Genomic DNA, 20,206 nt, shown 5'->3' on the forward strand with positions numbered 1-20,206 from the left:
GGCTCCGGTGGGCCCGCATTAGGGTCACGAGACGCCGGGATCACCCTCGTGACGCTCGTTATCAAAGATCCTCGCGTACTCGGCGTTGGCCGCGTCCCGCCCCATGAAGCTGTCGGGGATGATGGCGGATCCTGTTTCCTCCTTCAGCAACGAGGAGAGGATCGCGGTCAGCAGAGTGCCTTCATCGCCTTCCGGCTGGAAGGCGGGTTCCGCGCTCAGCCATTCGAGCAGCACCGGCAGGCCGACCGCGGGGATGCCACCGGGATAGAAGATGTCCTCGATCGTTCCCAAGCCGTCATCCTGCGGCATCATCACCACGACCGGCTTCACGTCGAGGCTCAGCCCCGACCGCTTCAAGCGCGTCGCGAATCGCTCCGCGGCCATCCGCATGTTGTGGCTCATCTCGCGAGCGCGGGGGCCGACATAGCCCCCGGTCTGCCGGTCGATGGCGCACAAGAACGGGGTTCCGTCCGCTTGGTGGTCCACCCTCCAGATGACGCCTCCTTGGCGGTAGTTCTTCACATCCACCAGCCAGAGCGTCGAGCCGGTCGCGAGGACGCAGTCGACGTCGGTCTGGAAGACCGCGCTCGCCCCGATCGCTTCGTCGGGCATGTGCACCGACCAGAACGAGGCGAAGCGCTCGTGCAGTCCGCGCATCTGGAGCGCCTTGGCGAGGTTCAGCTCCCCCTCCTGACCCCGCTTCACGCGCGCTTCCTCGAAGCCTGAGCCGCTCAGCCCCGCACCGGGCTCGCCGTGCATGTGCGCAGGTCGCACGAGCGTGATCGCTTCGAGGACTCGAGGCTCGTAGCCGGTCATCTCCCCCGGCGCACTCGCCCTCTCGGTCGCGTTCTTGAGGCGCTCGACCTCCGCGGCGTATGCGAGCTCCGCACGCCGCGCCCTCGTGACGGCCTCCTGCTCCGCCGCCGCGCGCTCGTGCATCAGCTGATCGGCATAGGCGTCCCAGCGCGCGTTCTCGCGCTGGCGCCGCTCGAGCGGCACGACGACGAGCAGTGCCAGGCCGAGGGCAGCCCATACCCACTGCAGTGCGACCACAGTGCCCATGCCCGCCGCGGGGGTGCCGGCGACAATCCCCGCAAACAGCAACGTCATGAGCACGTTGATGGCCACCAGGAGCAGATAGGGGACGAGGCTCCAGAGCAAAGGAGGCCCCACCAGGAGAAGCACGGTCGTGGCGGAGCCCACGATCACTCCGGGGACCGCCATGCCGTCCCCCGCCCTCATCCAGAGCTGGTCGAGGATCACCGTCGTCAGCGCGATCGCCGCGGACAGCGCGACTCGAAGGACGAGCACGAACGGACGGCGCCGGGTGCGGGGGGTCATCGGGCCGTCTCAGCGGCATACCAGCGGTCGAAGACCTCCGCCGTGATCCGCGCGAGTTCGTCGAGGCCCTCCACGCCGACCTTCTCGGTCTTCGGCCCGATGGCCCAGCCGTCCGTATAACCCTTGGCGAGATAGGCGCCCTCGATGCCGACCCTGTACGGGCTGGATCCTTCTCGGTCGAACTCCAGCTTCACATCGATGTTCTGTTCGGCCTCACAGGTCACCGTCTGCAGCCGCCCGAAGGTGGCCTCGCCGCTGCGAGCATAAAGAAGCTCGAGGAATCGCGAAGCGTCGTGGCGGATCTCGGCGGCGAGCGCGCGCGTCACCATGGGTTCGGTGGTGTAGATCGGTGAATGCTGCATTCCACCAATCGTGGCCGCCCGACGCGCCGAACCGCGCGTCGGGCGGTGGCCCTCCGCCGTTTTGGAACAACTCTGGACAGCGCGGCAGCTTCAGTAGTCTGAGCATCGCGATCAGACAGTGGGCGTGCCACCGATACGGGAGGGGAATGATGACGCGCGAGAGGCAGCCCGGGACCGCTTCGGAGCTCATGTCCCCCGGCCCCTTCGATGAGATCGCCCGCGACCTGCAGACGCTCCGGGAGCAGGCCGGTCCGGTCTCCTACGCCGAACTCGTGCGTCGCATCACGGAACGCCGGCTGGAGCGCGGGATCCGCCCCGCAGCGGCCGCCCCGGCGCGCTCGACGGTGTACAACGCGTTCCGCACCGGCAGAGCGCGGCTCGACGCCGACCTGCTGCGCGACATCGTGCTCTGCCTGGGCGCGTCGGACGAGGAGGCGCAAGCGTGGGTGCGGCGCAGCCAGGCAGCGCGCAGGGCGGCTGAAGCCCACCGTCGAGGCGCCGGTGACGCCGCGACACAGCTGCCTTCCGCCCCCGACCTCGCCGATCGCGGCCCCGCGGCGCTCCCCTCCGCCGCCATGCTGCTGTTCCTGCTGTGCGCGGTGGCCGTGAACCTCCTCGGCCTCTTTGTCGCGGGGCTCTTTCGGCTCACCGTCTACCTCGACATGGTGGGCACGGCGATCGCCTCTCTCGTCCTCGGGCCCTGGCACGGCGCCGCGGTCGCCGTCGCGACGAACAGCCTGGGGTTTCTCACGGGAGATCTCCACACCCTCCCATTCACTCCCGTGAACGTGATCGGCGCTCTCGTGTGGGGCTACGCCGTCCGTCGCCTCGACCTGGGAGCCAGCCTCTCCCGCTTCGTCTCGCTGAACGTGCTCACGGCCCTCGCATGCTCTCTCGTCGCGGCCCCCATCGTCGTCGCGGCGTTCCACGGCGGGCACGGCCACGCGTCCGAGCAGGCGGTGCTTTCCCTGGAGGCGCTGCAGGTCCCGTTCGTGGCCTCGGTGTTTGCCGCCAACGTGGTCACGTCGATCGTGGACAAGCTCCTCTCGGGCTTCATCGCCCTTCTCGCGTTCACGCTGCTCCACGGCGTGCTGCGGGTACCGGCGGCGCACATGCCGCTGGTTCAGAGGCTCGCTGCCCTTCGGACGACGAGCAGCGATCGTCGCTGGCACCATCGGCCCCAAGCGGCACTCCGCGGCCTGCGCTCATCGGGTTGATCGCGTCCGCCACGCGTCGGCTGCGGCCGGCGAGGTGTAGTGCGCGTAGATGGTGCCGTTGGCGAACACCCGGTGCTCGACGAGGCGAAGATCCAGCTGCGCCCCCTCGGGCAGCGCGCTCACGCCCCCGCCGATCGTCTGCGGGACGATGAAGAACCGGTAGTCGTTGACCACGCCCGCCCGGATCGCGGCGGCGGCCGTCGTGGGTCCGAAGATCTCGACCTCGCCCGCGGCATCGTGCACGATCTGCTCCAGCTCGGCGAGTCCGAGCCGCCGGACGAGGCGAGCGCCATCGGCGGCGACGGCGCCCTGCTCCAGCGTCGAGGACGCGGCCACCCGGTCCAGCCCTCTCCACCGCCGCGCGAACTCGTGCTCGTCGGGGCTCCACGACCCGTCGTCCGGATCGGTGAGCCAGTACCGCATCAGCTCGTAGGTGCGCCGGCCCAGCACCTCCGTCGACACCGCCGACATCCGCTCGACGTGGAAGCGGAAGACCTCATCGCTCGGAGTCGACCACCCGAAGTCGCCGCTCGCGTCGGCCACGTAGCCGTCGAGCGAGACGGTCGCGGTGAAACTGAGGGTGCCCATGAGCACATCGTGGCCGCGAACCCGCGGCGACACAACGGCCCGCGGTGCCGCTCGGTGCCGACGGCTGTCAGGACCGGCTCTCGAGCTCCGCGTCGATCCGGGGGTCGCGGAGCACCCACACCTCGCCCTCGGTCGCGCCGGCCGGCGGGTCGACGCGCTGCAGGCCGAGCTTCTCGATCAGCGTCAGGAGCGCCGCGCGATCCGCCCGCGGCTCCGCCAGCGTGTGACTGTCGAAGAACACGTAGTACCGATCGCTCGGGTCGATGTATCCAGCATCGTGCCAGATGGCGAGGACCTCGTCGAGCGCCTCGCGTTCGGTCGAGGCGGCGGCGGCGCGCCGCTCGCCGCGATCCTCCGGCGAGGCGTCGAGCTCCGCGGCCTCGGCGTACCACTCCCCGAGGAACGACAGCCCGTCGAAGCCGCCCTCGAAGAACCGCATGGCGAAGGCGCCGAACCGGTTCGCTGGTTCCACACGCGAGTATTCGGTCCGCGCGTCCTCACCTCCGCGGATCCGCACGGCGACTCCGCTGCCGAGCATCAGCGCGAGCCCCTCCTCCGCGGCCGGATCCTCGATCGAGAGCATCGTCGCCCCGTCGGCCCGCAGCTCATCGAAGAAGGCACGGAAGGCGTCATACGCCTGCTGGGCGTCGTCGGCGGAGCACTGCTGCTCCCGGCCGCCGCCGTCGCCCAAGAGGAACTGCCTCGGACCCGGTTCGTATCGCCTCATCACGTCGCCTCGCCTTCTCCTCGCCCCCGCCCGCCTGGGGACTGCGCGTTCGTATCGTCGCATTCGCGGCCCGCCGCGGTCACCCCCGCGCCGGATCCGCGCGACGCATCACACGTGCTTCAGCCCGGGTTCAGCGCTTCTCCGCCACACTGGGCGCATGCGGATCCTGGTGGTCGATGACGAGGAGCGTCTCGCGGAGGGCGTGCGGCGCGGTCTCGAGGCCGAGGGATTCGCCGTGGACGTCGCACACAACGGCGTGGATGGGCTGTGGCGCGCACGCGAGACGGCGTACGACGCGATCGCGCTCGATCTGATGATGCCGGGCATGAGCGGCTGGAAGGTCTGCGCGGCCCTGCGCGCCGAGGGCAATTGGACGCCCGTGCTCATGCTCACGGCGAAGGACGGCGAGTGGGATCAGCTGGAGGCGTTCGAGAACGGGGCCGACGACTACGTGACGAAGCCCTTCTCGTTCGCGGTGCTCGTCGCGCGGCTGCGCGCCCTGATCCGCCGCGGCGCGGTCGAGCGGCCCGTCGTACACGAGGCGGGCGACCTGCGCGTCGACCCCGCCTCTCATCGCGTCTGGCGCGGCGACACCGAGATCCCCGTCACGGCGCGCGAGTTCGCCGTGCTCGAGCACCTCATCCGGCATCGGGGCGACGTCGTGTCCAAGCGCGACCTGATCGCCGGGGTCTGGAACGACGACTTCGAGGGAGATCCGAACATCGTCGAGGTGTACGTGGGTCATCTGCGCCGCAAGCTCGACCGGCCCTTCGACCGGGCGGCGATCGAGACGATCCGCGGGGTCGGCTATCGTCTGGCGGCCGATGGCGGCTAAACGGGCATGGGGGTCGGTGCGCGCGCGAACGACGCTCGGCGCGACGATCGTGGTGGCGGTGGCGCTGGCCGTGGGCGCGGTCGCGTTCTTCTTCGTCTTGCGTGGGAACGTGCTCGCGACGGCGGAGCGTGGCGCGGAGACCCGCGCCGAGCAGCTCGTCTCGGCGGTCGAGTCGGACGGCGTCGACGCAGTGTCGGGGCTGGACGACGAGCTCGTGCAGGTCGTGGACGGTGCCGGCACCGTGCTCGCCGCCGCAGAAGACGCGCAAGGCCTGCGGCTGCCGCCGGTCGATGATCCCGCGGTCGTGATGCTCGACGACGACGCCGTGCTGCTCGTCTCCGAGAGCGTCGAGAGCGGGGGCGGCACGGGTGGCGCCGGCCACGTCGTCGTGGGCATTCCGATCGACGACGAACTCGAAACCCTCGCCACGGTCGCGGTCATGCTCGCCGTCGCCGTGCCCGTCGTCGTCGCGCTCGTCGCCGCGACAACCTGGATCGTCACGGGGCGTGCGCTGCGCCCCGTCACGCGAATCCGCCGCGAGGTCGACGGCATCACCGCCGAGCACCTGGAACGGCGGGTGCCCGTGCCCGAATCCTCCGACGAGATCGCGGCGCTCGCACGCACGATGAACGCCATGCTGGATCGGCTGGACCGCTCCGCGCGGGCGCAGCGTGCCTTCGTCTCTGACGCCTCTCACGAGCTGCGTTCGCCGCTCGCGACGATCCGTCAGCACGCGGAGCTCGCCCAGGCGCACCCCGGGATCACGTCGGTGACCGAGCTGGCCGAGGTCGTGCACGAGGAGGGGCTGCGCCTGCAGGGCATCGTCGACGCGCTGCTGCTGCTCGCCCGCCTCAGCGAGGGCGCCGAGGAGGCGGCGGAGACCGTCGATGTCGACGACCTGGCTCTCGCCGAGGCCGCGCGACTGCGCGCGCAGGGCCTTCACGTCGACGCGTCCGGCATCGGGGCGGCGCGCGTGACCGGGAGCGGGCGGCTGATGGCCCAGCTGCTGCGGAACCTCTGCGACAACGCCTCCCGGCACGCGGCGGGTCGCATCGCGATCTCGACCCGACAGCACGGCGGCCGGGTGGTGTTGACGGTGGAGGATGACGGATCGGGCATCCCGGCGGCCGAACGTGAGCGGGTGTTCGAGCGCTTCGTGCGCCTCGACGAGGCCCGCGCGCGCGATGCCGGCGGGAGCGGGCTCGGCCTCGCGATCGTGCAGGGGATCGCCACGGCACACGGCGGCACCGCGGCGGTGGACGAGTCCCGCTGGGGCGGCGCGCGTTTCACCATGACGCTCCCGGCGGCGTCCTGAAGAGGTCTTCAGGACGCTTCAGACCCGCTTCAGCACCCTCGATGCACCATCGGATCATGAGCGATCACGACAACACACCCCAGACTCACGCCAGCCCCGAGCCGGCCACTCCGGCGACGACCGAACCCGCCGTCGAGCGGGCTTCCGCACCGACGAAACCGCGCCGCAAGCGCGGCCTGTGGATCGCCGGCGGCGTGGTCGCCGCCGCGCTGCTCGCCGGCGGCGGCGTCGCGGCCGGCGCGGCGCTCGCCGACGTCGACGACGACGATGACGATCACGTGGCCAGCTCCTCGCAGGAGGGCGACGCGGGGTCGGCGGACGATGACCGCGACGGTGACGACCGCGACGGGGCCGACTCGAACGACTCCGCCGCGGCTGCGACGCCCTACGGCAGTGACACCGCGCCGGCGATCGTCGACATCGCCGAGGCGGCGCGTGCCGCAGCCGAGGGCGACGTCGTGAGCATCGACGCCGAGCGCGACGGCACGTGGGAGGTGCAGCTCGAGACCGCCGCGGGCGACGAGTCGGAGGTGCGCGTCACGCCCGACGGCACCGCCGAGGTCGTCGCCACGGAGGCGGCCGACGGCGACGACCGCACCCCCGAGCACGTGCTCGACGCCGACACGATCACCTCGCTCGTGGAGGCGGCGCTCGCCGACACGGAGGGCACGATCATCGAGCTCGGCAGCGACGACGGGCGCACGCCGTACGACGTCACCGTGCTCACGGGCGACGGCCGCACGGTCGAGCTCGACCTCACCACCGACTTCGCGATCGAGTCGCGCGACACCGACGACTGATCCGCGGACACGACGAGGGGCTGGTGTCGTGGCACCGGCCCCTCGTCTCGTTCAGCGCTCGTTCGCTGCTTCCCATCCCGGACCGTCAGGGGTTCAGCGACGCCGGCCCCCGGCGAGCGCGAAGTCGACCGCGGCGGCGGCGTGCAGGGTCGTCGAGGCGAAGACGGGGACGGACACGTCCTCCTCCCCGATCAGCAGCTCGATCTCGGTGCACCCGAGGATGACGCCCTCGGCTCCCTCGGCGACGCCGTCCTCGATGATGCCGCGGAACGCCTGCCGAGACTCGTCGCTCACGACGCCGAGCACGAGCTCGTCGTAGATCACCCGGTTCACCGTCGCCCGCCCGTCTGCGTTGGGGACGATGGTCTGCACCGCGTTCGCGTCCATCCGCTCGCGGTAGAACGCCTCCTCCATCGTGAAGCGGGTACCGAGCAGCAGGACCTTCGACAGCCCGGCCTCCAGGATCGCCTCCCCGGTGACGTCGACGAGATGGAGGAACGGGACGCCGACCGCGTTCTCGATGTGGCCCGACACCTTGTGCATCGTGTTCGTGCAGAGCACGATGAGCTCGGCGCCGGCCGCCTCCAACGAGCGCGCCTCTCGCGCGAGCAACTCTCCTGCGGCCGCCCATTCGCCCGCGGTCTGCATGCGCTCGATCTCGGCGAAGTCCACGGACCCCATGACGCAACGCGCCGAGTGCAGACCGCCGAGGCGATCCCGCACGCCCTCGTTGATCAGTCGGTAGTAGAGAGCAGAGCTCTCCCAGCTCATCCCGCCGATGAGGCCGATCTTCTTCACGGCACGACGCTATCGCGCCCAAGCCCGCTAATCGGCGTCGGCGCCATCACCCGAATCGATCGCGCTCGGCTCGCGGTCCTCGACCACGGCGGCCGTCACCGTCTCCGTCGTCCCACCGGCGCGCAGGTGCGCCTCGCGCAGCGCGCGCTCGATCGCAAGGTCGATCGGCGATCCCGGCTCAATGTGCTCTTCGCTCGACATGGCGCCTCCTGCGCCTCACGGTACTCTCACGCCCGCGAACTCGCCCGCCGAAGCGCTCGCGTCGCCCCTCCCCTTCCAGCGCTTCGGCGCGTTCCGCGTGGGGTGCGCCATCCGAGCAGGGGCACGTTCGTCCGGGGCGTTACAGCATGGCGGTGAGGACACCGCCGTCCGCACGTATGGCCGCACCGTTGGTGGCGGATGCCCGGGGGCTCGCGAGGTATGTGACGAGGTGGGCCACCTCGTCGGGCTCGAGAAAGCGCTCGAGGAGCGTGGTCGCGTTCTGGCCGATGATCGCCGCCTTGATCGTCTCGACGGGGGCGGACTCCATGTCGGCGATCGACTCCACCGTGGCAGCGACGCCGTCGGAGTACGTCGGCCCACCCAGCACCGTGTTGACGGTGACACCCGTGCGTTTCGTGAGCTTCGAGAGGCCGTTGCCGAGGGCGATCATCGCCGCCTTCGTGACGCCGTAGTGCACCATATCGGCGGGGACGTTCACTCCCGACTCGCTGCTGATGAACAGCACTCGACCCCATCCCCTCTCGAGCATCCCCGGGAGGATGCGGCGCGACAGGCGCACCCCGCTCATGAGGTTGACGTCGAGGTACCGTGCCCACTCCTCGTCTGGGATCGCGTCGAAGTCCGCCAAGCCGAACAGGCCGACGTTGTTCACGAGAATGTCGACGGGTTCCAGGTCGTCGAGCAGACGGGCGACGTCCTCGGGCCGCGCGAAGTCCGCCGCGAGACCGCCATGGTTGGCGAAGGGATGGGCCGCACGCAACCTCGCCACGGCCTCCTCCACTCGGTCCCGCGTGCGTCCGTTGACGATCACGCGCACTCCCTCCTTGGCGAGCGCCGAGGCGATCGCGAAGCCGATCCCCTGCGTCGACCCGCTCACGAATGCCGTCTTTCCTTCGAGCTGCAGATCCATCTCGTCCGTTCCCGCGGCGGCGCCCCGCGTACCGATACTTGCCTGGGCAAGTAACCCTAGACCACGTTACTTTCCTGAGCAAGCAACGGTACGATCGACTCATGACACACCCTTCGCTGCCTGCCGGCCTTGACGCCGCACGCCTGGAGGTGTGGGCGGCCGTCGCCACGCTCCTCGAACGGTTGCCTGCGGCCCTCGACGCCCAGCTGCAGCGTGACAGCGACCTGACCCACTTCGAGCACGGACTGTTGTTCGCCCTCGGTACGGCGCCCGACCGTACGCTGCGGATGAGCACGCTCGCCGGCTACGCGAACTGCACGCTCTCGCGTCTGTCCCGCGCGGTCACGCGCCTGGAGAAGAGGGGATTGGTGCGGCGCGAGGTCGACCCTGACGATGGTCGCGTCTCGCTCGCCATACTCACCGACGACGGACACGATCTGCTGCAGCAGTCGACGCCTGCACACCACGCCCTCGTCGAGAGGCTCGTCTTCGAACCGCTCAGCGAGGCACAGGTCCGCCAGCTCGGTGCCATCAGCCGCGCGATCAACGCGGCGATCGACCCCACGGGAACGTGGACGCCGCCCGTCTCCTCGGGGGCGACGCGTTGAAAAGACGGCAACCACGCCGCGTGGCCGACCACTCACCAGCCTCCCCCATCATCGCCCGCGCGCCGGAAGACGGAAACCGGAAACCGTCCGGCCGGGGCGCCGCCGAGGCTCCTGGTCGATCACGGCGTGCCGAGCCGGTACGTTGAGCACATGCGCCCGTACGCACCGCTTCTCGTGGCCGCCGCGACTGTACTGACTGGTTGCGCTTCACTCGCACCGACCGACGCGGACGCGCCATCCACCGCCCACTCCCCGAACGTCACCACACCTCGCCCCGAGACCCCGACTCCGTCTTTTCCCGCGGCCGACGCCGAGTTGATCGTTTCACTCGACGTCATTCAATACGACGACGGGTCCTCCACGCGAGAGATCGGCTTCGAGGACGGCGCCGGCGTCGTCTCACTCTTCGAATCACTGACGGGTGCGAACCCGCAGGTGGAGGAAGTGAAGGAGCCCTACGGCGACGCCGTCTGGTACAGGCTGTCGCACTTCGACGGCGTGAGCGTGGGCGTCGATGAGGCCGGCCATGCCTTCCTCTCCATCGACGAGGCCGCGGTGGGCGGGGTGCCGATCCGGACGCGGGCCGGGCTCGCCGTCGGCGCGTCGCGACAGGAGGTGCTGGCCGCCGGCGGATGGGACCAGTGGGACGCGGACGGCGACGGCGTCTTTGACTACCTCGGCTCCGAGCCGCGCGACGTCGAGGGCACGCGGTCACTGACGCGACCGGGCGAGGTGGGGCGGGAGTACTTCCTCTTCACGCTCGACGGCGACATCGTCACAGAAATCCAGTGGGGCAACGACTTCTCCGACATCTGACTGCGTGGTCGACTCGGGCTGGCAGACCAACCCGGAATCACTCCTTCCCGTCATCGACGACATCGAGGGTTTCCGTGACGTCCACCGCGACGACGAGGCGCGCGACGCTTTGGAGGCCTTGCGGGGCGGCATCCGTGAGGCCGAGTCGCTCCTGCAGGCATCGACACAGCCGGATTCGCCGCGCGCTTATGGCGGACGCCTCGCGCGAGCAAGGGCGCCACGAAGCCTCGATCCGCGCTTATCTGAAGCTCGTGAAGGAGGCCGCGGGACGCGTTACGAAGCCGTCGTGCAACAAGCCGTTCTTCGTCGCTGGACGCTACGCAGGCGCTCTGCAGTCATGCGAGGGCGCGGTCAGCCTCGGCCTGGCGACGGAGCGCCGCCCGACCTGATCGCACCGTCCCGCCTCGCCGTCCGCCGCACCGCAACAACCGGTCGCCGACGACTGAGCCACCCTAGGACGGGACGGACGCGGACCCCACGGCCGCCTGAATCCGCTGGATCGTCGCCCCAAGGATGCCGCGGGAGAGCAGTCCCGCACCGAGCGGACCGGCACCATCCGCGCCCAGCGGCGGCAGCCGCCGCAGCACCTCGCGCTCCCCGTCCGACAGATCCGCCAGCTGCCAGCGGATCTCCGCCTGCACCGCCTCGGGCCTCCCCGGCTCCGCCAGCGAGACCGCCTTCGCCGCATAGGCAGCGGCGCCGAGGGCGTGCGCGCCCATGTGTGCGACGGCCGCGGCCTGCCCGGCGGCGCGCGCCGCAGCCGCCCCGGCGGGCGTCATCGCCGCACCGGCGGCCTTCACGCCGACCAGTCGTTTGCGGATCTCCTCGGCGGCCGTTCCGCGCCCCTCGCTGTACGCGCGGGTGCGAACGATCGCGTCCTCGAGCAGCGATCGCGCGTCGGCGTCGCCGTCGAAGAGCGGCAGCACGCGCTGCGCGCACGCGGCCGCCCAACGAGCGATCACGCGGCGGTCTGAGTCGCTGAGGGTCTGGATCGAGGTCACGGGTCGATTCTCGCGGCGGCGGCGCTCGGCGCGCCACACTCGTGCGTTTCGCTCAACGACAGCGCGACCGCGACGCGCGAAGTGTGCAGATTGCGCGTCGCGCGGCCGGGATCTGATAGTCATGAATGATGAGCACCACCCGGAGCGTCCCGGACGTCGCCTCCCCCACTGCCGATCGCGCCGCACGGCTCGCCGTCACGGTCTTCCCCATTCTCGTGATCGTCGCCGGTGTCATCGGGTTCGTGCTGCCGGACGCCGTCGCTCCGCTGGGGCAGGCGGTGCCGTGGCTGCTCGGCGTGGTGATGTTCGGGATGGGCCTGACGCTCACCCTCCCCGACTTCACGCGAATCCTGAAGCGCCCGTGGATGGTGGCGATCGGCGTGGTGCTGCAGTACCTCATCATGCCCCTCACCGCGTGGCTCATCGCTCTCGCGCTTCAGCTCCCCGCCGAGCTCGCCGCCGGCGTGATCCTCGTCGGCTGCGCCCCGGGCGGCACGGCGTCGAACGTCGTCACGTACCTCTCGCGCGGCGACACCGCGCTGTCGGTGACGGTCACGACCTGCTCGACGCTCCTCGCGCCCGTGCTCACGCCGCTGCTGACCCTGTGGCTGGCCGGGCAGTTCCTCGCCGTGCCGTTCGCGTCGATGATGATGTCGATCCTGCAGACCGTGCTGCTGCCGGTCGTCGCCGGCCTGGTGGTCCGGCTCCTGCTGCGCACCTGGGTCGAGCGCGCGCAGCCCGCGCTTCCGTGGCTGTCGACGATCGCGATCGCCCTGATCGTGGCGGCCGTCGTCGCGGGCAGCGCCGACAAGATCGTCGAGGCGGGCCTGCTCGTCTTCCTCGCCGTGTTCCTGCACAACGGCTTCGGCCTGCTGCTCGGCTACCTCGCCGCGTGGGGACTGCGCATGACCCAGCGCGAGCGACGGGCGATCAGCGTCGAGGTCGGCATGCAGAACTCGGGGCTCGCCGCCTCGCTGGCCGCCGCGCACTTCTCGCCGCTCGCGGCGCTGCCGGCCGCCGTGTTCTCGGTCTGGCACAACCTGTCCGGGGCGATCTTCGCCCTGATCATGGGACGCCGCCCCGTCACGGACGAGTGAGCACGGCGGCCTCGATCTCGCCGGCCTCCTTCCGCAGAGAACCAACGTCACGATCACCTCGCCGTGCCGGGCTTGGGTGCGTCTCGTTATCCCGATGTGACGCCGTGTCCGGCCGCACCGTCTGGGCCGGCGAAGTACGGTCGCCACATGCGACTCTCAGACGCACAGACCTGCATCGCAGCGGCAGAGGCAGGCGCTGCGGTCATTCGACGTGCGTACGGGCGCGAACCAGAACGGATCGCCAAGTCGGCGACGGACTTCGCTACTCGGGCCGACATCGATTCCGAGAAGGCGATTCGGGCCGTCCTGCACGCGCATCGGCCAAATGACGCTGTCCTGGGTGAGGAACTCGGGCACGCCGGAGCAGACGGTGCGGCTCGGCGGTGGCTTGTTGATCCGCTCTGCGGAACCCTTAATTTCGCCGCTTCAACCCCACTTGCCGCTGTGAACGTGGCACTCGTCGTCGACGACAGAACCTCCGTGGCAGCCTCCGCGGAACCCGTGTCGGGCGAGGTGTTTTGGACTGACGGAGGACGGGGCGCCTTTGTCCGACGAGACGGCGAGGACCATCCGCTCCATCCGACGGACACGTCACGATTGGTGGAAATCAACGCGGACCGGCCGCGCCACGAGCAATCGGTAAGCGCCCAGCTCGTGATCGACCTTGCGTTCCGGTCCGAGTTCGCACCTCGCGTCCTGTCCTCGACGCTGGGCGTTGCGTGGGTGGCCGCCTGTCGCCGTGCCGCCTACGTCACCGATGGACCGCTTCGCGATGACCTGCACTTCGCAGCGGGGATCGCCATCGCTGCGGCTGCCGGTTGTGTCATCACCGCGCTGAACGGGGAACCGCTGCACCTCGCCGACGGCGCCGTGATCAGTGCCAATGAAGACGTGCACCGCTCCGTCCTGAAGCATCTCTCACCTCACATCGATCGGCTGCGCTGATCGCTCCGTCATGCCGCCGACGCGCGCGGTCACGGTGTTCACGTCCATCCGACGGGGCGCACACTTCGACCACGCAACCGACAAGCGGCGCTCAGGCTGACTGCAGCGGCTTGATGTCCTCCAGCTGGTGCCGCAGGGCCCGCTTCTCGATACGAGAGCTCGTAGTGGCGCTAACCACTCGTCGGCACGGACACGCCGTTGCGGCGTTCAGGAAGGTCGCGGACGGAGCAGGCACTTCTTACTCGAGATGGCATTCGCCACAGCGCTTCTTGTCTCGGATGACGACTGCTCCGTCGTGTCGATGACGTGGCGCTCGTAGTCCCCGAGGTGCTCGAACTGCTTCCACATCGAGTCGATGGCCTCGGCATCGACCAACGCATCCGGCGCCGTCCGCCCCTGTGCCCGCCGAAGCGTCTCATCGCGCCCCGGCCGAAGCACGACGTAGTGAACCGCCGGGATCTTTTGCCCGTTCGCAATCGGCACGAAGTAGTTGACCATCCACGGCCCCACGATGCCATCGACGACGGTGACGAATCCGCCTTCGGCGTATGCGAATGCCGCGTCCCGGATCACTCGCATCACTGTGTGGTTCTGCTCTTCGGACTCCGGCAGGTAAGGAGGAATCGCGCCGGCTGCGATGTACCCCCAGAAGTCATCGGTATGCAGATGCACGGCACGGTCGTACTGGCGGGCAAGCTCGCGTGCAGTGGTCGACTTGCCTGCGCCCGGAGGACCAGTCAGAACGATGACATCGGCGACCACGGTCTCACCCTACGGGGCCGAGCACCTCCTGCGTGCTGCGTTGCGAGCGCCTAGGACAGACACGAATCACACGTTGAAGCGGAACTCCACCACGTCGCGTCACCAGATAACGTCTCAGAGTGGTCCCAGCACTAGGCCCGGATCGACATCGAGGGCGAGCGCCTCGAGCACGGCGAGCAGTTGCCGCTCTTCGTAGCGGAAATGGTTCTCCATGATCGCCGAAATGCCCTCGAGGTGCCGTGCAAGATCTTCTGGCGACGACCCGACATCGATCGCCATCTGCAGCGCGCCCACCAGGTGCGCGATCATCGAGTGATCCTGCTCCAGCTTCCGCAACGTCTCGCGCAGTTCCGGGTGCTCTGCAGCGATGGCAGGGAACAGCTCGCCATCTTCACCCACGTGATGCCCGGTGAGAGCGCTGCAGAAGCCATGGCAGAACAGCAACAGGTCTCGGCTCGCAGGCCGGGCGGGTGTGCCGCTTGCGACCGCTTCCTGCGTAACCACCAAGGCCTTGCGCAATCGCGCGTGCACGTGGCGCAACTCATCACTCCAGGCCATCAGCCTGGTCTTCTCGCCCTCAGTCACACGAGAGCGAAGGAAGTGACGTCATCAACGTCAGTCTCCTTCGGGTCCCACGCCTCCATGCCTGACACGGACTGCGACCGGCACGCGACGCTGAGACCAGCGTAGCGCGCTCACTCGGCCCAGCGAGAGCCTCGATTCACACGTTGAGCGGAACTCCACGACGTTCCGGTACCGAGCAACCTCTGGCGTTGCGATCGGTGCCGAGAGCGTAGGTTGCTTTCATGACGAGCGAGCGTGAGGACTTCGGCGGGATGACCGTGAACGAGCGCCTTGCCGCCGCCAATCTGCTTGGCGCGTGGGACCAAGCGATCACAGCGGGCGATCGCGAGCGGGCAATCGCAGTCCTGAAGCGTGTGGCGCTGAACGACGAACAGGCCATGTTCACGGTCGACACGGTTCTTGCCAATCCAGCGCGCTACGGGTTCACCCAAGCCGAGTGACTGGCTCTGTCAGGAAGCACGGCCGGCCCCAGATGTCGAACCGGAACTACACGTTGAACCGGAACTCCACCACGTCGCCGTCCTGCATGACGTAGTCCTTGCCCTCCATGCGGACGCGGCCGGCGGCCTTGGCCTCGTTCATCGAGCCGTAACGGTCGAGGTCGGCGAAGGAGACGATCTCGGCCTTGATGAAGCCGCGCTCGAAGTCGGTGTGGATAACGCCCGCGGCCTGCGGCGCGGTCCAGCCCTTGCGGATCGTCCAGGCGCGGGCCTCCTTGGGCCCGGCCGTGAGGTAGGTCTGCAGGCCCAGCGTCTCGAAGCCGACGCGGGCGAGCTGGTCGAGGCCCGACTCCTCCTGCCCGAGCGACTGGAGCAGCTCCAGCGCCTCGGCGGCGTCGAGGTCGATGAGCTCCGACTCCACCTTCGCGTCGAGGAAGACGGCCTTCGCCGGGGCCACGAGCGCGGCCAGCTCCGCCATCCGGTCGGCGTCGGTGAGCACGCCCTCGTCCACGTTGAAGACGAACAGGGTGGGCTTGGCGGTGAGCAGCCCCAGCTCCTTGATCGGCGTGACGTCGAAGCCCGCCTGGAACAGCGTCTTGCCCGCGTCAAGCACGTCCTTCGCGGCCTTGGCGGCGTCGAGCACCGACGCGTCGGTCTTCTTGCCCTTGACCTCCTTGTCGAGGCGCGGCAGGGCCTTCTCGAGGGTCTGCAGGTCGGCGAGGATCAGCTCGGTGTTGATCGTCTCCATGTCGCTGGCGGGGTCGACCTTGCCGTCGACATGCACGACATCCGAGTCGGAGAACCCGCGCACCACCTGGGCGATCGCGTCGGCCTCGCGGATGTTGGCGAGGAACTGGTTGCCCAGACCCTCGCCCTCGCTCGCGCCGCGGACGATGCCGGCGATGTCGACGAACGACACCGGCGCGGGCAGGATCTTCTGCGATCCGAAGATCTCGGCCAGACGGTCCAGGCGCGGATCGGGAAGCTCGACCACCCCGATGTTCGGCTCGATCGTCGCGAACGGGTAGTTCGCCGCGAGCACGGTGTTCTTGGTCAGGGCGTTGAAGAGCGTGGACTTGCCCACGTTGGGGAGTCCGACGATACCGATGGTGAGGGCCACGGGAGTCCAGTCTAGGCGGGCGCGCCTGCAGCCCCGCCGCACGTGCGCGAGGGGCGAAACCCGCCCGGCAACCCCCTCGCGCATTCGGAACCGCGGTGGGACCATCGCGGCATGACCGCAGCCGAGCCGGCGCCCAACGCACGCCCCGATCCCATCGGGTCGGGAGAGACCGCGGCTGTTCGCGTGCGGAACGACCGGCGCTTCTTCGGGCACCCGCTGGGGCTGTTCACCCTCTTCACCACCGAGTTGTGGGAGCGCTTCAGCTACTACGGCATGCGCGCCATCCTCCTGCTGTACCTCACCTCCGAGATGGCGGAGGGCGGCCTCGGCCTGGACACCGCCATCGGGCAGGCGCTCGTGGCGATCTACGGCACCGGGGTGTACCTGCTGACGATCGCGGGCGGGTGGCTGGCGGACCGGATCATCGGGGCGCGGCGCGCCGTGCTCTACGGCGGTGTCGTCATCGCGAGCGGACACGTCGTGCTGGCCATACCGGGCGCGGCGTTCTCGTTCCTCGGTGTTGCGCTGGTGGCGGTGGGCACGGGCCTGCTCAAGGCGAACGTGTCGTCGATGGTCGGCGAGCTCTACGAGCGTGACGACGAGCGCCGCGACTCGGCGTTCTCGATCTTCTACATGGGCATCAACATCGGCTCGTTCTTCTCGCCGTTCATCGTCGGCTTCGTGCGCGGGCTGTGGGGGTACCACGCCGGCTTCCTCGTGGCGGCGGTGGGCATGGCGATCGCGGTGGCGTTCTATGTGGGCGGGCGGCGCGCGCTGGGCGGGGCCGGCGACGTGGCACCCAACCCCATCGCGCACGACGAGTGGCCGAAGGTCATCCGGCTGTTCGCGATCGTGCTGGCCGGTTTCGCGCTGCTGACCGTCATCGCCGCGCTTGTGACGGGCGGATTCGGCATGACCACGCTCGTCGACGCCCTCTCGTACGCCGCGTTCGTCGCCCCCGTCGCTGCGTTCGTCGTCATGTACCGCTCCCCCAAGGTCACCGACCCCGAGCGGCATCGCCTGCTCGCCTACATCCCGCTGTTCGTGGCCGCCATGCTCTTCTGGATGATCTTCGAACAGGCCGCCACCACTCTGACCACGTACGCCGCCGAGCGCACCGAACTCAACGTGTTCGGCCTGGGTCTGCAACCGGAGTTCTTCCAATCGATCAACCCGCTGTCGATCATCATCCTTTCCCCCGTCTTCGCCTGGCTGTGGCTGAAGACGCACGACCGCCCGGCGCTGCCGTACAAGTTCGCGATCGGCCTGCTGCTGGCGGGCGCCTCGTTCCTCGTGCTCTCCGCCGGCGCCGCCGTGGCGGGCGGCGACCGGACGCCCGCGCTGCTGCTGATCGGTGTGTACGTCATCCAGACGCTCGGCGAGCTGTTCCTCTCCCCCGTCGGGCTCGCCGCCACGACGCTGCTCGCACCGCGCGCGTTCCGCGGGCAGGCGATGGGGCTGTGGTTCCTCGCACCGGCGGCCGGGACGGCGATCACGGCGCAGGTGGTGCAGGTCACGCAGGACGTGCCCGACACCGCCTACTTCGGCTGGACGGGTGTCGTCGCGGTCGTGTTCGCGGCGGCGCTGTTCCTGCTGGCGCCGTGGGTGAAACGCCAGGTACGGGCGGCCGACGCCGCGGAGGGCGTGCACACCGCGGGCGACTGAGCGCGCGTCACGGCCCGCGCGGCCGGATCCGGGTCAGGCCACGGGTTCGAGGACGGCCTCGAGCGTGCGCACGGTCACGCCGATGCGCACGGCGAGGTCGTCGAGGTCCGACGCCTCATGGCGGCGCGCGGCGTCGATGACGATGTGGGCGCAGGCGAGCGCGTCGGCCGCGGCATCGTGGTGCGTGAAGCCGGTGAAGCCGGCCGCCTCGGCGGCGAGCGGCAGCTTGTAGGACGGCAGGTCGTAGACCCGGCGCGCCACCTGCAGCGAGCACAGGTAGCGGTACTCCGGGCACGGGTCGCCGCAGACCGCGGTCGCCTTGCGCAGCACGCCCGTGTCGAAGCCCGCGTTGTGCGCGACGAGCACGTCATCACCGACGAAGTCGCACAGCTGCGGGAACTGCTCGCGCCATCCCCGCGCGTCGGCCACGTGATCGGCCGTGATGCCGTGGATGCGTGTGTTCCACACGTTGAACTCGTCGTGGCCGGAGACGGGGCGGATGAGCCACGAGGCCGTCTCGACCACGGCGCCGTCGCGCACGCGCGCCAGGCCGACCTGGCACGCCGACGCGGGCGAGGAGTTGGCCGTCTCGAAGTCGATCGCGCAGAAGTCCACACCCACGGCTCCATTCTCAGCGCGTCCCTCGCCCAGCCCCGGCGGCGCGCCGCGAGCGCGCGTGCCCCTCGGCGTGTCGCCGCCGCCGGCGGCTCGGCGGCACCGCGGTGTCGGTGGCCCCCTTCAGGATGGGACGCATGGATGCGACGACGGTGGTTCTCGTGGCGCTGGCCCTGCTCGCCGGGGCGGCCCTCGGCTGGCTCGCTCGCGCCGCCCGGGCGGGACACGCGGACGGCCGCGCGTCGGCCGCACTCGCGGCGAGGGACGCCGAGCTCGCCGGGCTGCGGCTGGCGCTGGAACGCGCGGAAGACCTGCGGCGCGACGCCGTCGAGCACGCCCGCGCGGAGCGGGCGCAGGAGGCCGAGCGGGCGCGGCAGGAGGCCGCCGTGCTGCGCGCGCTGTCGCCCGTGCAGGAGAGCCTGCGGCGCATGCAGGAGCGCGTCGACGCCATGGAGAGCGCGCGTCAGGAGCAGTTCGGGCAGGTGGCCGAGCAGCTGCGGGCCGCGCAGGCCGCCGACGAGCAGCTGCGCGCGACGACCGAGTCGCTCGCCGGCGCGCTGCGCTCGACGACATCGCGCGGGGTGTGGGGCGAGACGCAGCTGCGTCGCATCGTCGAGGCCGCCGGCCTCCTGCACCGCGTCGACTTCGACCTGCAGGCGTCGATCACCTCCGACGCAGGGGCGGGCCGCCCCGACATGGTCGTGCGCCTGCCCGGTGGCACCTCGATCGCCGTGGATGCGAAGGCCCCGCTCGATGCCTTCCTCGACGCGGCGGCGATCCCGGACGCCGCCGCCGCCGACGAGCTCGCGCGACGCCAGGCGCTGCTGCAGAAGCACGTGCGGGCCGTGCGGGCCCACGTCGACGCCCTCGCGAAGAAGTCGTACTGGGCGGGCCTCGACGCCGGGCCCGAGTTCGTCGTGTGCTTCATCCCGTCCGAGGCGGTGCTGTCGGCCGCACTGTCGGAGGATCCGACGCTGCTGGAGTACGCGTTCGGCAAGCGCGTCGCGCTCGCCTCGCCGGTCAACCTCTGGGCGGTGCTCAAGACGGTCGCGTACTCGTGGACCCAGCAGGAGGTCTCGCAGGAGGCGCGCACGCTCTTCGAGCTCGGCAACCAGCTCTACGACCGCCTGGGGTCACTCGCGTCGCACGCGAACGGCATGCGCCGCGCGATCGAGCGCACCGTGGAGGCGTACAACCAGCTCGTCGGCTCACTCGAGAACCGCGTGCTCGTCACCGCGCGGCGCTTCCCCGGCATCGACGGCTCCAAACTCGGCCAGGCCGAGGCGCCGGCGCCGCTCGAGGCGACGCCGCGACCCCTCACGGCACCCGAGCTGCTCGACCTCGACGCGGATGTCGAGGCGGGCTCGATCGCCGCGGATCTCGGCGACGTGCGGGGGCGCCTCTAGGGGCCCAGCGCCAGCGCGGATCCGCGACGGG

Annotated in this window: 23 protein-coding genes; 11 read left to right on the forward strand and 12 right to left on the reverse strand. The window is 70.0% G+C overall.

Going from position 1 to position 20,206, the window contains the following annotated elements; translation table 11 throughout:
- Positions 1 to 24: 24 nt before the first annotated feature.
- Together N8N77_RS02920 and N8N77_RS02925 are read right to left on the reverse strand one after the other, a co-directional pair.
- Entirely contained in the window at positions 25 to 1,341 is a 1,317-nt protein-coding gene (locus N8N77_RS02920) for a nuclease-related domain-containing protein (protein ID WP_261164507.1), read from the reverse strand.
- The gene (locus tag N8N77_RS02925) at positions 1,338 to 1,703 is read right to left on the reverse strand and encodes a hypothetical protein (protein WP_261164508.1); all 366 of its coding nucleotides are present in this window, start codon (positions 1,701 to 1,703) and stop codon (positions 1,338 to 1,340) included. The genes N8N77_RS02920 and N8N77_RS02925 overlap by 4 nt, the downstream gene beginning before the upstream one ends.
- Positions 1,704 to 1,852: 149 nt before the next feature.
- Here N8N77_RS02925 and N8N77_RS02930 point away from each other — a divergent pair, with 149 nt between their 5' ends.
- Positions 1,853 to 2,920, forward strand: a complete 1,068-nt coding sequence (locus N8N77_RS02930) for a hypothetical protein (protein ID WP_261164510.1) — start codon at positions 1,853 to 1,855, stop codon at positions 2,918 to 2,920.
- Here N8N77_RS02930 and N8N77_RS02935 read toward each other — a convergent pair.
- The gene (locus tag N8N77_RS02935; RefSeq protein WP_261164512.1) at positions 2,909 to 3,508 is read right to left on the reverse strand and encodes a dihydrofolate reductase family protein; all 600 of its coding nucleotides are present in this window, start codon (positions 3,506 to 3,508) and stop codon (positions 2,909 to 2,911) included. The two genes, N8N77_RS02930 and N8N77_RS02935, sit on opposite strands and share 12 nt — an antisense overlap.
- Before the next feature lie 67 nt (positions 3,509 to 3,575).
- Positions 3,576 to 4,235, reverse strand: a complete 660-nt coding sequence (locus N8N77_RS02940) for a DUF6357 family protein (RefSeq protein WP_261164513.1) — start codon at positions 4,233 to 4,235, stop codon at positions 3,576 to 3,578.
- A gap of 157 nt (positions 4,236 to 4,392) precedes the next feature.
- Between N8N77_RS02940 and N8N77_RS02945 the strand changes: the two genes are divergently transcribed.
- From N8N77_RS02945 to N8N77_RS02955, 3 genes are read left to right on the forward strand one after another with little or no spacing between them, the layout of a single operon-like run.
- A complete protein-coding gene (locus N8N77_RS02945) occupies positions 4,393 to 5,070 on the forward strand; it encodes a response regulator transcription factor (protein ID WP_261164515.1) in 678 nt (225 codons plus the stop codon).
- On the forward strand, positions 5,060 to 6,385 hold the full coding sequence (locus N8N77_RS02950; protein WP_261164517.1) for a cell wall metabolism sensor histidine kinase WalK: 1,326 nt from the start codon (positions 5,060 to 5,062) through the stop codon (positions 6,383 to 6,385). Before N8N77_RS02945 ends, N8N77_RS02950 begins: the two co-directional genes overlap by 11 nt.
- Positions 6,386 to 6,441: 56 nt before the next feature.
- Positions 6,442 to 7,185 (forward strand): PepSY domain-containing protein, encoded by a 744-nt coding sequence (locus tag N8N77_RS02955; protein ID WP_261164519.1) that lies wholly within the window; start codon positions 6,442 to 6,444, stop codon positions 7,183 to 7,185.
- 93 nt (positions 7,186 to 7,278) lie between these two features.
- Here the strand turns inward: N8N77_RS02955 and N8N77_RS02960 are convergent, their stop codons facing one another.
- From N8N77_RS02960 to N8N77_RS02970, 3 genes are all read right to left on the reverse strand, one after another.
- Positions 7,279 to 7,983, reverse strand: a complete 705-nt coding sequence (locus tag N8N77_RS02960) for an aspartate/glutamate racemase family protein (RefSeq protein ID WP_261164521.1) — start codon at positions 7,981 to 7,983, stop codon at positions 7,279 to 7,281.
- 27 nt (positions 7,984 to 8,010) lie between these two features.
- Complete coding sequence (locus tag N8N77_RS02965; protein WP_261164522.1) at positions 8,011 to 8,184, reverse strand: hypothetical protein; 174 nt, start codon at positions 8,182 to 8,184, stop codon at positions 8,011 to 8,013.
- A gap of 139 nt (positions 8,185 to 8,323) precedes the next feature.
- On the reverse strand, positions 8,324 to 9,082 hold the full coding sequence (locus tag N8N77_RS02970) for an SDR family oxidoreductase (protein WP_314732503.1): 759 nt from the start codon (positions 9,080 to 9,082) through the stop codon (positions 8,324 to 8,326).
- Positions 9,083 to 9,216: 134 nt separating this feature from the next.
- On the opposite strand from N8N77_RS02970, the gene N8N77_RS02975 reads away from it, so the two are divergent.
- Both N8N77_RS02975 and N8N77_RS02980 read left to right on the forward strand, forming a co-directional pair.
- Positions 9,217 to 9,723 (forward strand): MarR family winged helix-turn-helix transcriptional regulator, encoded by a 507-nt coding sequence (locus N8N77_RS02975; protein WP_261164526.1) that lies wholly within the window; start codon positions 9,217 to 9,219, stop codon positions 9,721 to 9,723.
- Positions 9,724 to 10,038: 315 nt separating this feature from the next.
- Positions 10,039 to 10,539, forward strand: coding sequence for a hypothetical protein (locus N8N77_RS02980; RefSeq protein WP_261164528.1), 501 nt, complete (start codon positions 10,039 to 10,041; stop codon positions 10,537 to 10,539).
- 452 nt (positions 10,540 to 10,991) lie between these two features.
- Here the strand turns inward: N8N77_RS02980 and N8N77_RS02985 are convergent, their stop codons facing one another.
- Positions 10,992 to 11,540, reverse strand: coding sequence for a putative immunity protein (locus tag N8N77_RS02985; RefSeq protein WP_261164530.1), 549 nt, complete (start codon positions 11,538 to 11,540; stop codon positions 10,992 to 10,994).
- Between the two features lie 128 nt (positions 11,541 to 11,668).
- Here N8N77_RS02985 and N8N77_RS02990 point away from each other — a divergent pair, with 128 nt between their 5' ends.
- Positions 11,669 to 12,637, forward strand: coding sequence for a bile acid:sodium symporter family protein (locus N8N77_RS02990; protein ID WP_396652766.1), 969 nt, complete (start codon positions 11,669 to 11,671; stop codon positions 12,635 to 12,637).
- A gap of 147 nt (positions 12,638 to 12,784) precedes the next feature.
- Complete coding sequence (locus N8N77_RS02995) at positions 12,785 to 13,582, forward strand: inositol monophosphatase family protein (protein WP_261164534.1); 798 nt, start codon at positions 12,785 to 12,787, stop codon at positions 13,580 to 13,582.
- A 207-nt stretch (positions 13,583 to 13,789) separates the two neighbouring features.
- On the opposite strand, the gene N8N77_RS03000 is transcribed toward N8N77_RS02995, so the two are convergent.
- Both N8N77_RS03000 and N8N77_RS03005 read right to left on the reverse strand, forming a co-directional pair.
- Positions 13,790 to 14,344, reverse strand: a complete 555-nt coding sequence (locus tag N8N77_RS03000; protein WP_261164536.1) for an AAA family ATPase — start codon at positions 14,342 to 14,344, stop codon at positions 13,790 to 13,792.
- 114 nt (positions 14,345 to 14,458) lie between these two features.
- Positions 14,459 to 14,902: a hemerythrin domain-containing protein gene (locus N8N77_RS03005; RefSeq protein WP_261164537.1), complete on the reverse strand. Its 444-nt coding sequence runs from the start codon at positions 14,900 to 14,902 to the stop codon at positions 14,459 to 14,461.
- Between the two features lie 248 nt (positions 14,903 to 15,150).
- Here N8N77_RS03005 and N8N77_RS03010 point away from each other — a divergent pair, with 248 nt between their 5' ends.
- A complete protein-coding gene (locus tag N8N77_RS03010; RefSeq protein ID WP_261164539.1) occupies positions 15,151 to 15,369 on the forward strand; it encodes a hypothetical protein in 219 nt (72 codons plus the stop codon).
- A 46-nt stretch (positions 15,370 to 15,415) separates the two neighbouring features.
- Here N8N77_RS03010 and ychF read toward each other — a convergent pair whose 3' ends face one another.
- The gene (gene ychF / locus N8N77_RS03015; protein ID WP_261164541.1) at positions 15,416 to 16,489 is read right to left on the reverse strand and encodes a redox-regulated ATPase YchF; all 1,074 of its coding nucleotides are present in this window, start codon (positions 16,487 to 16,489) and stop codon (positions 15,416 to 15,418) included.
- 111 nt (positions 16,490 to 16,600) lie between these two features.
- On the opposite strand from ychF, the gene N8N77_RS03020 reads away from it, so the two are divergent.
- Positions 16,601 to 18,154, forward strand: a complete 1,554-nt coding sequence (locus tag N8N77_RS03020) for a peptide MFS transporter (RefSeq protein ID WP_261164542.1) — start codon at positions 16,601 to 16,603, stop codon at positions 18,152 to 18,154.
- Positions 18,155 to 18,187: 33 nt separating this feature from the next.
- On the opposite strand, the gene N8N77_RS03025 is transcribed toward N8N77_RS03020, so the two are convergent.
- The gene (locus tag N8N77_RS03025; RefSeq protein ID WP_261164544.1) at positions 18,188 to 18,775 is read right to left on the reverse strand and encodes a 3'-5' exonuclease; all 588 of its coding nucleotides are present in this window, start codon (positions 18,773 to 18,775) and stop codon (positions 18,188 to 18,190) included.
- 131 nt (positions 18,776 to 18,906) lie between these two features.
- On the opposite strand from N8N77_RS03025, the gene N8N77_RS03030 reads away from it, so the two are divergent.
- Positions 18,907 to 20,175: a DNA recombination protein RmuC gene (locus N8N77_RS03030; protein WP_261164545.1), complete on the forward strand. Its 1,269-nt coding sequence runs from the start codon at positions 18,907 to 18,909 to the stop codon at positions 20,173 to 20,175.
- Positions 20,176 to 20,206: the final 31 nt, after the last annotated feature.

It is taken from the genome of Microbacterium sp. Marseille-Q6965, from assembly GCF_946151065.1.
Lineage (GTDB): Bacteria > Actinomycetota > Actinomycetes > Actinomycetales > Microbacteriaceae > Microbacterium.